At 37.2% G+C, this 14,797-nt stretch carries 12 protein-coding genes; 8 read left to right on the top strand and 4 right to left on the bottom strand.

Translation table 11 applies throughout. The features are described from left to right. Nucleotides 1–146 precede the first annotated feature (146 nt). On the top strand, nucleotides 147–923 hold the full coding sequence (locus ACQKOF_RS04615) for a M15 family metallopeptidase (RefSeq protein ID WP_427554130.1): 777 nt from the start codon (nucleotides 147–149) through the stop codon (nucleotides 921–923). Nucleotides 924–981: 58 nt separating this feature from the next. On the opposite strand, the gene cls is transcribed toward ACQKOF_RS04615, so the two are convergent. The 3 genes from cls to ACQKOF_RS04630 all read right to left on the bottom strand — a co-directional run bounded on the left by cls (nucleotide 982) and on the right by ACQKOF_RS04630 (nucleotide 4,703). Next, on the bottom strand, nucleotides 982–2,439 hold the full coding sequence (cls, locus tag ACQKOF_RS04620) for a cardiolipin synthase (RefSeq protein ID WP_427554132.1): 1,458 nt from the start codon (nucleotides 2,437–2,439) through the stop codon (nucleotides 982–984). 213 nt (nucleotides 2,440–2,652) lie between these two features. Next, on the bottom strand, nucleotides 2,653–3,444 hold the full coding sequence (locus ACQKOF_RS04625) for a YwqG family protein (RefSeq protein WP_427554134.1): 792 nt from the start codon (nucleotides 3,442–3,444) through the stop codon (nucleotides 2,653–2,655). 98 nt (nucleotides 3,445–3,542) lie between these two features. After that, on the bottom strand, nucleotides 3,543–4,703 hold the full coding sequence (locus tag ACQKOF_RS04630) for an MFS transporter (RefSeq protein ID WP_427554136.1): 1,161 nt from the start codon (nucleotides 4,701–4,703) through the stop codon (nucleotides 3,543–3,545). Nucleotides 4,704–5,619: 916 nt separating this feature from the next. Here ACQKOF_RS04630 and ACQKOF_RS04635 point away from each other — a divergent pair. Then, nucleotides 5,620–5,757, top strand: coding sequence for an Lmo0850 family protein (locus ACQKOF_RS04635; protein WP_004232019.1), 138 nt, complete (start codon nucleotides 5,620–5,622; stop codon nucleotides 5,755–5,757). A 64-nt stretch (nucleotides 5,758–5,821) separates the two neighbouring features. On the opposite strand, the gene ACQKOF_RS04640 is transcribed toward ACQKOF_RS04635, so the two are convergent. Beyond that, the gene (locus ACQKOF_RS04640) at nucleotides 5,822–7,009 is read right to left on the bottom strand and encodes an FtsW/RodA/SpoVE family cell cycle protein (RefSeq protein WP_427554138.1); all 1,188 of its coding nucleotides are present in this window, start codon (nucleotides 7,007–7,009) and stop codon (nucleotides 5,822–5,824) included. A gap of 571 nt (nucleotides 7,010–7,580) precedes the next feature. Here ACQKOF_RS04640 and ACQKOF_RS04645 point away from each other — a divergent pair. From ACQKOF_RS04645 to ACQKOF_RS04670, 6 genes are all read left to right on the top strand, one after another. Next, nucleotides 7,581–8,333 carry a hypothetical protein gene (locus ACQKOF_RS04645; RefSeq protein ID WP_427554140.1) on the top strand — a complete coding sequence of 251 codons (753 nt, stop codon included), beginning with the start codon at nucleotides 7,581–7,583 and terminating at the stop codon, nucleotides 8,331–8,333. Nucleotides 8,334–8,463: 130 nt separating this feature from the next. Beyond that, nucleotides 8,464–9,543, top strand: coding sequence for a D-alanine--D-alanine ligase (locus ACQKOF_RS04650; RefSeq protein WP_427554142.1), 1,080 nt, complete (start codon nucleotides 8,464–8,466; stop codon nucleotides 9,541–9,543). Between the two features lie 11 nt (nucleotides 9,544–9,554). Continuing rightward, on the top strand, nucleotides 9,555–10,922 hold the full coding sequence (locus ACQKOF_RS04655; protein ID WP_427554144.1) for a UDP-N-acetylmuramoyl-tripeptide--D-alanyl-D-alanine ligase: 1,368 nt from the start codon (nucleotides 9,555–9,557) through the stop codon (nucleotides 10,920–10,922). 154 nt (nucleotides 10,923–11,076) lie between these two features. After that, a complete protein-coding gene (locus ACQKOF_RS04660) occupies nucleotides 11,077–11,769 on the top strand; it encodes an alpha/beta hydrolase (RefSeq protein ID WP_427554146.1) in 693 nt (230 codons plus the stop codon). A 351-nt stretch (nucleotides 11,770–12,120) separates the two neighbouring features. After that, nucleotides 12,121–13,647: a DEAD/DEAH box helicase gene (locus tag ACQKOF_RS04665; RefSeq protein WP_427554148.1), complete on the top strand. Its 1,527-nt coding sequence runs from the start codon at nucleotides 12,121–12,123 to the stop codon at nucleotides 13,645–13,647. Nucleotides 13,648–13,825: 178 nt separating this feature from the next. Continuing rightward, nucleotides 13,826–14,797: ISL3 family transposase (locus ACQKOF_RS04670; protein ID WP_427554150.1), on the top strand; the 972-nt coding region annotated here is incomplete at its 3' end.

Below are 14,797 nucleotides of genomic sequence, written 5' to 3' on the forward strand. Positions count from 1 at the left end.
AAAATGAGACTATACCAATATAGTAAAAACTAGTGTCGGTACTTACTGAAGGACTATTCTTTCTACAATAGATTTAACTTCTTGATTTCTTTGAAAGAGGATACTTACCATGTAGTACTGGATAACTTTAAAAGGGGTAAAAAATAGTGAAAAAGAAACGTTTACCACTCATCCTTGGTGCTGTAATCTCAGTGGCGCTTATTGTCTCTATTTTCGTAGTTTATAACTATAAAAATAAACAGGTAAGTAATGCATCGGATGAAGAAGAACAACAAACAGCAGAACCAACTAAAAAAGATTCACCTGCAAAAGAAGAACCGAAAAAAACAGCAGATAATCCTGTGAAGCCAGAGCAGAAGACAGATGAAAATGGCTACGTACCAAATCAAACATTACCAACTGAGCCGACATATATTAAGGGTATTTTATTAGCGAATAAAATATATCCGCTACCATCTACCTTCGCGCCTGAAGAAAATCCTGAGGCACGTCAAGCACTAAACAAAATGTTTGATGCAGCAAAACAACAAGGTTTTGATTTAGTAGCCTTTAGCGGCTATCGATCTTTTGACTATCAAACAACATTATATAATAACTATGCTAAACGTGATGGACAGGCTGCGGCTGATCGCTATAGTGCTCGACCAGGTTATTCAGAGCATCAAACAGGTTTGGCTTTTGATATAGGGGAGCGCGGCAAAGATAATTTATGGCTAACTGAAGAATTCGGCGAAACACCAGCAGGACAATGGTTATTTACACATGCCCAAGACTACGGCTTTATTTTACGATTCCCCAAAAATAAAGAAGACATCACAGGTTATATGTATGAGTCATGGCATTACCGTTATGTTGGTGTAGACATAGCAAAAGACATTAAAAAACAAAATAGTACGCTAGAAGAATATTTAGGTGTGAAATAAAAATAGGGAAGAGAGTTGTTCATAATTAATGAACTAGCTCTCTTCCTTTTTTTACATTCTATAAGATAGGTGTTAGTAAGCGTGAAATGGATTCTTTAAATTTAATCAGTGTAGAACGATTTTTGTACATTTCCCAGGTTAATTCAGTACAATCAAAAATATCCTTTTCAAACAACTCAGCAAGCTGATGTGAAATCGTTGAGTCATAAATGAAGGCATTTACTTCAAAATTTAAACTAAAACTTCGTACGTCAAGGTTTGCAGTTCCCACTGTAGAGGCTTCATCGTCAATAATAATTGCTTTAGCATGAATAAAGCCCTTCTCATAAATATAAACTTTTGCTCCTGCACGCAATAATTGTCCTACGTATGAGTATGTAGCCCAGTAAACAAACATATGATCAGGCTTATTTGGAATCATGATCCTTACATCAATGCCTGAAAGCGTAGCAATTTTAATAGCATCTAAAAAACTAACATCAGGTATGAAATATGGCGTTTGGATATATATATATTTCTTCGCCATATTAATAAGCTTTAAATAACCGATTTTAATTTGTTCCCATTCGGAGTCAGGTCCGCTAGACACGATTTGTAAGCCTACATCGCCTTTTTTCGGAATAGCAGGGAAGTAACGGTCCGAATAACCCATTTTCTGTTGTGAGCAGGCTTGATTCCAATCAAGTAAAAAACGTGTTTGTAAAGGATGTACGGCACTACCTTCAATACGTAAATGTGTATCTCTCCAATAGCCAAACTTCTTTTGAAGACCTAGGTACTCATCTCCGACATTAAAGCCACCGATATAACCAATACGGCCATCAATTACAACGATTTTTCGGTGATTTCTAAAGTTTAAACGAGGGTTTATAAGTGGAAAAATGGATGGGAAAAATACTTCGATTTCTCCGCCCGCATTAAGCAATTCCTTGAAATGGTGTTTTTTAACGTTGCGTGAGCCCATCTCATCATATAAGATTCTTACCTTAACCCCTTGCTTTGCTTTTTTTATAAGTTTATTAATAATGCGTGTACCTAAGTCATCTAGACGAAAAATATAATATTGAATGTGAATATGATCTTTTGCTACCTCAATATCTTTTAGAAGCTGCTCAAATTTATTTGCACCATCATCAAAAATATCAATGTGGTTGTCCTGCGTTAATACTGCATTATTTGTTTTAAGATGCATATAAATCATTTCTTTATAATTTTCCGCGTTTTCTATACGAAACTCGAACGTATCATCTCGGATCGCTTCTGTCTGATAACTAATGAGATTATCGATACCAATATCCTTGCGTCCTTCCCAACGGAATAAATGCTTTCTCCGTAATTGTCGTCCGAATAGCAAGTATAAAATAAACCCACCTAATGGAATGAAAAATAGTACGAGAATCCATGCCCATGTAGAAGTGGCATCTTTACGCTCTAAAAAAATTATGACCATTGCTGCTAAAATATTAACAAACATAATTAAAGATACTAGATATCCCAAGTCTGCAAAAATACTCATTTCTACACCTACCTTTACTATATTTTCGCAATATATCTAGTATAGCTTACTTTATATGTGGAAAGAAGATACGAAATTGTTAGTAAGCATTGAAAAGGATTACCTCCAAAACTAGAACGGGGTAATCCACAATCAATTTCGCCTTGTTGTAATGGTTGTAAGCTGCTACTTCGCTTTCGCTACAGAAACCATTTGCTGAATAAAGATAAATAATTAGTAATGCTCCCATTGAAATAAAATATCAGAAAAATCCCTTTGAAGGAGCTTTTCTCGGTTAATGAAAAATTTCCCAACGCCGCTATCTGCCCACATAATACCGATTTCATCATTAGAGTCGATTTGGAGTAACAATACATCATATCGTTTAAGGAGCTGCGATTCGTGACGGATATCCTCCTCTAAAAAATAGGCATAACCACCAATTTTAGCTCCAGCCCCTAAGAAGTGTTGTAGATAAATCTCCCGTAAATCAACATCTTCTGATGAAGGAATTAATGTTGGCAAATAGTGTACTGCACGATAATCTAGAGCAGAAACAGGTTCTTGGATCGGTTGAAATTGTAATGCTAACTCCTGATCAATAGGGAACCGATCATCTGCTTTGTGTGCTAAAAACTCCTGTTTAGGGACAGTCACTTCAAAATCTGCGGTAGGATAAAAACGTATTTTATAGAATTGTTGGAAAATATCCTCGTGATAATGATCAGCATTTACGAAAATATTAGATGAAATAAAAAATTGAAGAATACCCTGAGATGGGAAATCCTTTAGTGGTGGCATTTCTGCAAAGTTAATTTGAGCTAATAGCCGCATAGGCTCACCTGTAATATCTTTCGGATACGTTTGGTAATAGGGTAAATAAGGTTCCCCAGCAAATTTACTTTCCGTAAACGTAGTTGAACGTTTATATGGTGTGATAATAATTGCTGAAAGTAGTGTATCTTCAATTTCAAAACGAAACGATTCTAGCTCTTTTGGAAGTAAAAGATTTGTTGTTTTGTTCATGCAGAGCCCTCCGATATTCCACTTTAAGGAGTCCAATATTCCTTGATGTGTTCGGTATACTTCGAATTACTATTAAGTTACGGCTTTTTATCAACAAATTATTCAAAGCGTAAAGATTTATTTGATGCTTTAAAAATAAATATTAAACTTATTGAAACGACGGCTATTGTTGCTGAAGTATAATAGCCTAAACTAGATTGTAGTGTAAATAGCCAAGTGAAGAATAGTGGACCTAGAATGCGTCCTAGGTTATCCATTGAATAGGAAAGACCCGCTGCAGTCCCATATTGACCACCAGATTCTTTAGTTGAAAGAGATACGACGCATGTTCTTGCTAGTGCATTTCCTGCTGTAAAAACACAAAGGGCAAAACCTGCCATAAATAAGTTAGCTGTTAAAGTGAATAAAAGCATACCCATTGCTGTGACAATTTGTGCACCGATTAACCAAGTTGTCTCGCTCCCATTTTTAATTCGTCTAACAACACCGCCTTGAATAGCTGCATCTACAAAGCCGCTAAACATAAACAAATAACCAATTTGTAATGGTGTAATTCGAATTCGATCAATTTGGAAGAGCTGGAAAGTGGCTTCTACTCCTGCAAGCATAAAAGTCACTAAAAATGAGAACATAAATAAATAACGTACACGGTACTGCAGCATTTTGGTAGCACCCTTTGGCACGATTGCACGTTTATTTGTATCTTTTCGTTTTAAAGGTTCTTTTAAAACGAAACTTGCATAAATAAATAATAGTGCAATTAGTGTTGCTGAAGCGATAAAGGGCAGTTGCAGGCTGTAGTGTCCGAGCATACCGCCAATTGCAGGACCGAAAATAAAACCGAGCCCGATGGACATGCCCATAAGACCCATATATTTATTGCGATCCTCCTCACTCGACATATCTCCTATAAAGCCTGTTACAGCTGTGTATAGTGCTCCTGAGAATAAACCGCCTATAACACGTGAGATGTACAATATTGCTAAATTATCAATAAATAATGAAAAAATAACAAAGCTTAAGCTAAAACCTACTAGGCCTATTAATATAAGTTGCTTACGACCTACCTTATCGGACAGCATACCCCAAAATGGTGCAGTGAAAAAACTGGCAAGCGAGTACACTGTAAGTAAACCACCTACATGTATATTATCCCAATTTTGCTGAACTACAACCTCGGGTAAGACAGGTATAATAATTCCAAATCCAAGGTAGACGAGGAATTGAACAGACATTAATAACAAAATTGCCTTTTTCATACAGTACCCTACTTTCTTACAGTATTTTAGTATGTATATTCTACCTCTCTTGTTATTGTTATTACAAGAAAACGGAAGACAATTTAAGTGCTTAATGGCTTATTACCAAAAGTAGGGGATGACATTTGTTAAAACGCATGCCTTGTATATAAGTGATTAGAGTGAATGCTTGGAGACTTCACGGGGACAGTGCAGTATGGAAAAGAGACTAAAACAATGTATAAAAAACGGCAGACTGTTAACAATGGGATTATATTAATACTTAAAATTAATGAAGATTTTTAAAGTAACTAAATGGACTCATTCCATTTTTAATTTTTGTATCGATTGTCGCATAGTGTATTAAATTATCTCTGGGGTATACTACTAGAGGGTATATCGATATTTTAATTTTTTATGTTTAATTTTTGCTGTTTAGTGGTAAATGAAGAAAAAATGGTTCGTCACCATAACGTGTGGTTGATTTCCGTTCCGACTGGCGCTTTGTCGCTGACGCTTCGCTTTCGCGCAGAGCAAAGCTTCCTGGGGGCGTCCGATGAGCCGCTTGGGCCAACACGATGTTGGTCACGAAGGCGTTATCACAGGATGTGAGTTCTTAGCCTTCGTTCCTCTGCCTGCTCGCTCCAGGGTCTCATCTGTGACGCTGATCCCCAAGGAGTCGCCCAGTCTCCACTCCAATCAACTTATATACATGGGATATGTTTTAATAAAATATCATCCTATGTTTTGATGAAAAGCCATTAAATAGTTAAGCGAAGGAAAAATTTACATTGTAACAAAAATGAAAAATTTTAATGCAGAGTTAAATGGTATGATAGAAAGAGATTGACTCGTCAGACATCATACACTTGCAAAAATGAAACTTTTTTGGAAATAAAACGTTATATAAATTCGAGGAAAGATTGAGGTGGAATGTATGACAAAAGAAGTAGATTTGAAAAAGATCGTTTCGAATTTATCTAAGTTGGGTGTAACAGCCACTGTAACAAAGTCTCGACTTGAACTTTTAAAAGTGCTCACACCACCAACGCAAACTCCGCAAGTTCAAGCTTAACTCGTTTTACAAATGAAAATGGGTAGTCTCTGTAATTGAGACTACCCATTTTTTATATCCATAATTAATCGTCATCATCGTGAGTAGTAAACATGTACGTACGATAGTGGAAACGCATACTGAAAACAAGACCGAGGGCTAGCGAGTTCCCCATCAATGAACTTCCCCCATAACTGATAAACGGTAGGGGAATACCGGTAATAGGTAAAAGCTGAATAGTCATACCGATATTTTCAAGTACGTGGAATGTAATCATTGCAATAATACCAGCACATACATATGTTGAGAATGGATCTTTCAATAATAGTGTAGTTTTTGTTAAATGATAGATTAATAAAAAGAAAATACAAATAACGATACTAGCACCAATAAAACCCCATTCTTCTCCGATAACCGTAAAAATAAAATCGGTATGATTTTCGGCAACGTAAACTTCACGACCGCGGAAACCTTTACCGAAAATTTCACCTGAACCAATGGCATTTAAGGAAGTAATTAAATGGTATCCATCACTAGAAGAATATGAATATGGATCTAACCAAGAATAGATTCGAGCAAACTGATAGGGTTTAAAGCCGAATGCTTTCTCTAAAAAACCCTGCATAAAGAGTGCCATCCATAAAAGAGAACCACCTAATATAGCGCCACCTAGAAAAGTTGGTAAAATAATTTTCCACGATATACCCGCTACGATGACAACAGCAGCTGTAATGGCAAAGAATACTAATGCTGAACCAAGGTCAGGCTGCTTCATAATAAGAGCTAAAGGTAGCAGCAGTGTAGCAGCGATTTTACATAGCAATATAAAGTCTGTTTTTACTGATCTAAAGGAATAAACTTCGTTGTGCTTACTAATTAGTCGAGCAAGTGCTAGAATGTAAAAGGTTTTCATAAACTCAGAGGGCTGAATATTTCCTAAAGGTGTCTTAAACCAGCTTTTTGCACCATTAATACGCTCACCAATTTGTCCTGTTCCTTCTGGCATGAAGATAAGCAGTACTAATAAGAAAATTCCTGCACCGTACATATACCAAGACATTTTTTTATATTGGTCAGGTTCAAAAAACATAACTATTCCAATAATTACTGAGCAAATGACGTACCATCGCAATTGTAAAGGAACATAGTTAATGCCATACTGACCTGATGTTTGCGCCGAGGCAATGGCTAACAAACTTATGACTAGGAAGGTTAAAAGTATAAAAGCGAGCGTCCAGTCAAAACGATTCGCGAAATTTCGTTTATTTTCCATACAAGCCACCTAAATTAATATAGTATCTCTTCATGAGTAAATTTGATTCAAATTAATTCCAATTCAATATGCTACCAAATATATTTAACTTCTTTCAACAAAAGTCCCCCACTTTTTTCGGTGGTGAGATGAATGCGGATTTAAGCTACTTTTCAAACACGCTCGAAAGAAGTTAAAGCCTCCGGCGGATGTCACGGAATCGGAAAGGAGCTCTTTGTGCAAGCACAAAGCCGATTCCAGACGCAATTATGCCAAGGCATAATTGATAAGGAGTATTCACCTTAGGTCAAGAGGTAAATATTGATGCCGAAATAAGTGTGTTAACGATGAGACTCGATGGTTGCTATTGGCTTAGAATCCTCGCAGATATTTGTAAAAAATGAATAGAATTATATTTTTAAAAATTTGTTCATTCAGAGTGGTTAAAAACATACATACAATAGCATCTTTAACATTCATATTATACCGTAAAAAACACTTTTACGCCTGTGAATATTGTTATGACGATTATTAGCATAAAATGTTTCAAAAAATGCATGTTTAGTTTTATAATGTAGTGAAGAATGGGGTGATGGTTGTGGCTAAAAAATTGAAGTCAGCAGAAGATTTTATGTATCATATTTATGTTCATATGAATGATGTCGATAAATTTGTTATTTTTAGCGGGCTTAAATTCTCGCAATTTGTGGCTGCACTTGAACCACTGCATCACTTACTGTTATTGAAACATTCCTATGAAGATGGTTCCTTTAATATGCATACACAGTTTGATTATATACCAGAAGAGGAAGTACCTCAGTTTGTAAAGAAAGCTACTGAATCCAAAGAATTGTGTTGGATAGACTTTATGGATGAGAAGAGGCTAGACCAACTAACACCGATGGAACAAGGAGAATTGCTTTACATAAGTCATAAAAAGGAACCGATAACTTCACCATTTTTTAATAAATTGCAAAATCGATTTGTCTACTATTCTTCAGACTTAGAGAAAATGACTAAAATTTATTTTCGCCATTTAAGTGATTCTGATTTACTCATTGCGAATGTTTTGAATAGTTTGATTCGTGAAAAGGAACGTAGCACTGGTTTTTGGCGACGGAAAGTGAAGTCGAGTATTCCTTCTATTTCACCGGAATTTTTGCGTGCCTATCGTTCCTTTACTAAAGACGGAGCACTGTTATCATTGTATCGAATTGAAAAGCCTAAAGAAGCCTACGGTATCGAAATTCGCAATCTGTCAGAATATTCCTTCCCTGATGAGGTATGGGATGATTTAAATACAATTTTGAAAAATGAGCACGATGAATTGATTTATATTATTTAACCGTTCATTTGTACGTAGAAAATATACACTCAAATCTCACCGTCAAAATCACGGTGAGATTTTTATGTCATTAGTCAAGACGTTTCATGATAAACTAATAGTACTCAAGAAGTATGTGGAGGGCACAAAAATGAAAAAAAGAATCGGTTTATTATACGGTGGAAAGTCAGCAGAGCATGAGGTGTCATTGTCGACAGCACGTGCAGTCACTGGAGCTTTGAATTTCGAGGAGTATGAAGTATATCCGATTTTCATCACGCTTGAAGGGGAATGGCGCCGTGGTGAGCGTCTAAAAAAACCTGCAAGTACAATTGAAGAATTACAATTGGGTGATGATGCCACAATTTTAGAAAATAATATTACAGATTTTTTAATTGATAAAGATGGTAAATCTGTACAATTCGACGTAATTTTCCCATTGCTTCATGGTACTAATGGTGAAGATGGAACTGTTCAAGGTTTACTTGAGGTTCTAAATTTGCCGTATGTAGGGAATGGTGTGTTAGCATCAGCAACTGGCATGGATAAAGTAATCATGAAGCAATTATTTGAAATTGCCGGCTTACCACAAGTGCCGTATACGTACTTCATTCGTGGCGAGTGGGCTAGTGAACAGGAGGCAATCCTTGCTCGTTGTGAAGATAAGTTGGAATGGCCGATGTTTGTGAAACCTGCAAACTTAGGATCAAGTGTCGGAATTAGCAAGGCAACAAATCGTGATGAATTAGTGAAGGCTATCGAAATAGCCTTACAGTATGATCGTAAAATTGTAGTTGAGCAAGGTGTTGTCGCTCGTGAAATTGAACTGGCTGTGTTAGGAAATGACTTCCCGGAAGTTTCTGTACCTGGTGAAATTAAACCAGTAACTGAATTTTATGATTATGACTCTAAATATAAAGATGGCTCAACAGCCCTTATCATTCCAGCAGAGCTTTCTAAAGATACAATATCAAGCTTACAGGAGCTAGCAAAGCGTGCGTTCAAAGCCATTGATGGAAGCGGTTTAGTTCGTGCGGACTTTTTTGTGACGGCCGATAACAGCATTTATATTAACGAAGTGAATACAATGCCAGGTTTTACGCCTGTTAGCATGTATCCTCTTCTATGGCAGCATACAAATGTAAGCTACCCAGAGCTGATTAATCGTCTGATTACACTAGCAATTGAGCGTTTTGAAGAAAAACAACAGCTTCACTATAAAAAAGACTGAGTGGGATTATTGTGAAAAAAACATTAAAGCAGTTAGCTACATGGTTAAATGAAGATGTTCCAGCTTTTGGTGATACAGTTGTATCAGGAATTTCCATTGATACACGTACAATTCAACAAGGGGACCTGTTTGTACCATTTCGTGGTGAGACAGCCAATGGACATAAATTTGTTCTGCAGGCCTTTGAAAAAGGAGCAGGTGCTTCTCTTTGGCAGAAAGATGAACCAAATCCACCACAAGGTGTACCATTACTCTTTGTAGATAATTCGGAATTGGCATTGCAGCAAATGGCACGTGCCTATCGCAGTGAGCATAAGGCGAAATTTATTGGTATTACTGGATCAAACGGTAAAACATCGACGAAAGATATTTTAGCAGGAACGCTAACACCATTTTTTAAAGTACAAAAGACCATTGGGAATTTTAATAATGAACTAGGTTTACCTATTACGGTTTTACAGCTAGATGAAAATACTGAAGTTGCTGTACTTGAAATGGGTATGAGTGGTTTTGGTGAAATTGAATTTTTAACGAAACTTGCTCGTCCACATATGACAGTGATTACAAACATTGGCGAGGCTCATATGCAAGATTTAGGCTCACGTGCGGGAATCGCTAAAGCCAAATTTGAAATAATTCAAGGAATGCAACCAGATGGAGTGCTATTTTATGATGGAGATGAACCGCTGCTTCAAGAGCTAGTTGCGAAAGAGCAGCAGTTAAATGCGGTGGCATTTGGCTTAGAGCATGGCAACCTACTGTATGCAGACAATATTGAAGCAACGGCCGATGGTAGTAGCTTCTCTACACATGGTGTGATTGAAGGAGATTTCTTTATTTCAGTTCTCGGGAAGCATCAGGTGAAAAATACATTAGTCGCCATGTTAATTTCTCAAAAGCTAGGTTTAAACGATGACCAAATTCGTGCATCCTTAAAACAAGTAGCTCTAACGGATATGCGCATGCAACAAGTGAATGGATCAAATGGGGCATTGTTTATTAATGATGCATACAATGCTGCACCGACCTCTATGAAGGCTGCTATTCAATTTGTAGCATCGACAACGATTCGTCCAGAAAAATGGCTTGTGTTAGGTGATATGCTTGAACTTGGCCCAAATGAAAAGCATTTCCATGAAGATTTATCGAAGGATATTCATGCAGAAGAAATCGCTTATGTATGTTTATTTGGCCCACGAATGGCTTATTTAAATGAAGTCTTAAAAGAGCGTTTTGATGAGGAACATTTGCTATATGTAGAGGATGATTACACGCCAATTATCGAAAAACTACAGCAAGCTAACGAGGAGTCTATCGTTTTACTAAAAGGCTCTCGTGGTATGAAATTAGAAACAATCTTACGTGCATATACGTCATAAAGTGAAAGCCTCCTTTCCAGACGCAATTATGCCGAGGTATAATTGATTCGGGCAGTTAATGCGAGATAAAATGAAACAAGAATCGGTGGGACAATCTCTCACCGATTCCTTCGTTCATTGACATAAATGAGTTACACATTTAGAGGTGAAAGTAATGTCAGTAGGTGTGTTATGTATACATGGATTTTCAGGCGGACCTTATGAAGTAGAACCTTTTACTACCTATTTACGTACGCATACAAATTGGCTAATTGAAGAACCTACTTTGTCAGGGCATGGGGATGAATTACAAATGCGAGGTTTCACCGCTAAGCATTGGTTAATGGATGCCGAACTCGCTTTTCGCGCTCTTGCTAAAAAAGTAGATGAAGTAATAGTAGTTGGGTTTTCAATGGGTGGCATTATAGCGCTCTATTTAGCTAAGCGTTATAAAGTGAAAAAGCTAGTATTACTAAGCGCTGCTGCCAAGTATGTGAGTCCGAAGCAACTGGTCAAAGATTTTAAAATGCTTGCCACTGTGGCATATCACCGTAATCTGTCTAATAATGAGCTGTATTTACGATACCGACATAAGTTTAATAATGTACCACTATCGTCAACGATAGAATTCATGAAGCTTGTTCGTATGGTAGAGCCGTATTATAAAGATATTAAAATTCCTGTATATATTGTACAAGGAAAATTAGACGGAATAGTGCCCTATCACACTGCTCACTTTTTATATGATCAATTAACCTCAACTGATAAAACCTTGTATTTTTCTGATAATGGCAAGCATCATATATGTTATGGCGAAGATTGCTCTGAGTGGTTTTCTTACGTTTTGTCGTTTTTAAAGAGTTCATAAAGTAGTCAGATTATTACGACTCATGCGTTATCGTTGCATACGTTTTAATCCCATGTTAGACTAGTGTAAGCAATGGATACATTTTGTGCGAAGACTCTTCATATTTGATTGAAGAGTACTTTTTTTTGAACACAACGGTTTTATTCTAAAGTGAATAATTACGACAGAATCAAACCGCTCGGTAAAGACCGGGCTTTCCTTTTCATATAAGAGAGCTCTATGTGACCATCATATAGAGAAAAATTTTAAGTAACGGAAACGTTCCAAAACACAGGCTCGAATTTGCCGACAACTTCATCTGAAAATGTAACCATTTGTCAACTTAAAAGGAAAAAAAGGAGATTGAGAAGTTTGACAAATTTTTCAGAATTAAATATTAGCGAATCTACATTACGCTCTGTAAAGCGTATGGGATTTGAAGAAGCAACACCAATCCAAGAAGGTACTATTCGTTTTGCGATTGAAGGCCGTGATGTATTAGGTCAAGCGCAAACAGGTACTGGTAAAACGGCTGCTTTCGGGATTCCACTTATCGAAAAAATTGACCCGAAAAATCCAAATATCCAAGCATTAGTAATTGCACCAACTCGTGAATTAGCGATTCAAGTTTCAGAAGAGCTATATAAAATTGGTTATGATAAACGTGTAAAATTGTTATCAGTTTACGGTGGTCAAGAAATCGGCCGTCAAATCCGTGCACTGAAAAATAAACCTCAAATTATCGTAGGTACACCTGGTCGTATAATTGACCATATTAATCGTCGTACTTTAAAATTAGAAGATGTTCAAACATTGGTACTTGATGAAGCTGATGAAATGTTAAACATGGGCTTTATCGACGATATTAATTCAATCTTAGAAAATGTGCCTGCTGAACGTCAAACATTATTGTTCTCAGCAACAATGCCACCAGCAATCCGTAAAATTGCTGAGACATTTATGCGTGATCCAGAAATCGTAAAAATTAAGGCTAAAGAGTTAACAGTTGATAACATTGATCAATATTTTGTGAAGTCTGCTGAGCGTGAAAAATTCGACATTTTATCTCGTTTATTAAACGTTCACCAACCAGAACTTGCGATTATCTTCGGACGTACAAAACGTCGCGTGGATGAGCTAGCACAAGCGTTATCAATCCGTGGTTACCTAGCAGAAGGGATTCACGGTGATTTAAGCCAAGCAAAACGTATTTCCGTATTACGTCAATTTAAAGAAAATAAAATTGATATTCTTGTGGCAACAGATGTAGCTGCTCGTGGGCTTGATATTTCTGGTGTAACACATGTTTATAATTTCGATATTCCTCAAGATCCTGAGTCTTATGTTCACCGTATTGGTCGTACAGGCCGAGCAGGTAAATCAGGTCTTGCAGTAACATTTGTAACACCTCGTGAAATGGGCTACTTACGTATTGTAGAAGAAACAACGAAAAAACGTATGACACCACTTCGACCACCAACATCGGACGAAGCTTTAGTAGGTCAACAACGCCTATCTATGGAGACATTAGAAGGTTTTATTGCGAACAACGATTTAGGTGATTATCGTCCACTTGCGACAGAATTACTTGAAAACCATGATGCAATCGATGTTGTAGCTGCTGCACTTCGCTCATTAACAAAAGAGCCAGATGACTCGCCAGTAACAATTACTGAAGAACGACCATTACCAATGCGTCGTGAGCGTTCTAACAGTCGTGGTGGAGATCGTGGACGTGGCGGTAACCGTAGCTTTAACGGACGTCGAGAAGGCGGACGTGGCGGAGATCGTCGTGGAGGAAGCGGTGGAGGAAATCGTCGAGAAGGCGGACGCCGTGACGGAGGTCGCCGTGAAGGTGGACAAGGTCGTTCACGCGCACCACGTCGTCACGAAGACTAACTTTATCTTCATCAAAATGATTAAACCTTACAGTCAAAGTGGCTGTAAGGTTTTTTTTTGGTTCTATAATATTTGTTGGGGTATTCACATAATTCCACGCATAAAAAAAGCACAGATTCACCGATTTATATATACTTGAATTGTCGAAAAACAAGTAATAGAAAGGTGAACTGTGCAAATGAATTTTAACATGAATATCCCAGGATTAAAAGATGTAGAGATTACGAAAGTAGAAGAAGTAGGCGATCGAATCGCATTGTATGTGCAATTGCCTAAATGTACACATCAATGTCCTGTTTGTAAAAAAGAAACATCGAAGGTTCACGATTACCGTATACAAAAGATCAATCATTTAAAATGGTTTGAACGTTTAACTATTCTTTTCTATAAACGTCGTCGTTATGTTTGTGATTGTGGAAAGCGTTTCTCTGAAAAATCCCCCTTCGTAGATAAATATCAACGTTATTCAAAGGAATGGAATCAAGTGGTGAGTATACGTGCTATTAAAGCCAAAACATTTAAAGAAGCTGCAGAAGTACTAGGTACATCAACTACGACGGTCATTCGCCGTTTTAAAAAGGTCGCAAAAAAACAATTAGTAGAGGGTGTGCGTTTACCAAAAGCGATCGCGATTGATGAGTATAAAGGTGATACAGATGCAGGTACGTATCAGCTAATAATTGCGAATGCGGAGACACGCGAGCCGATTGATATTTTACCGAATCGTAAAAAAGAAACAATAAAAAATTACTTAAGTCAGTATGGAGCCGATGTTGAAATAGTGGTAATGGATATGAATCCAAGTTTTAAAGCAGCTGTTCGCCAAGTGCTAGGTCGACCTGTTATTGTGGCAGACCGTTTTCATTATACCCGTTATATCTATTGGGCAATGGATGAAGTGCGCCGACAAGTACAAAAAGAATGGGACAAATACAATCGCACAAAGTGTAAACGAATGCGCCATGTATTTTATAAACGTGCATCTAAATTATCACCGAAACAACAGTGGTACTTACAGCGCTATACAGAAATGTCTGAAACATTAAAAGTAGCTCATGAATTAAAGGAAGCCTATTGTGAATGGTTTGATTGGGCAAAGACAAAGAATGATGTCGTAGAAGTGAAGAAGCGATTACAAGCTTTTTACCGT

This window comes from Lysinibacillus sp. NPDC093190, assembly GCF_050280425.1.
GTDB lineage: Bacteria > Bacillota > Bacilli > Bacillales_A > Planococcaceae > Lysinibacillus.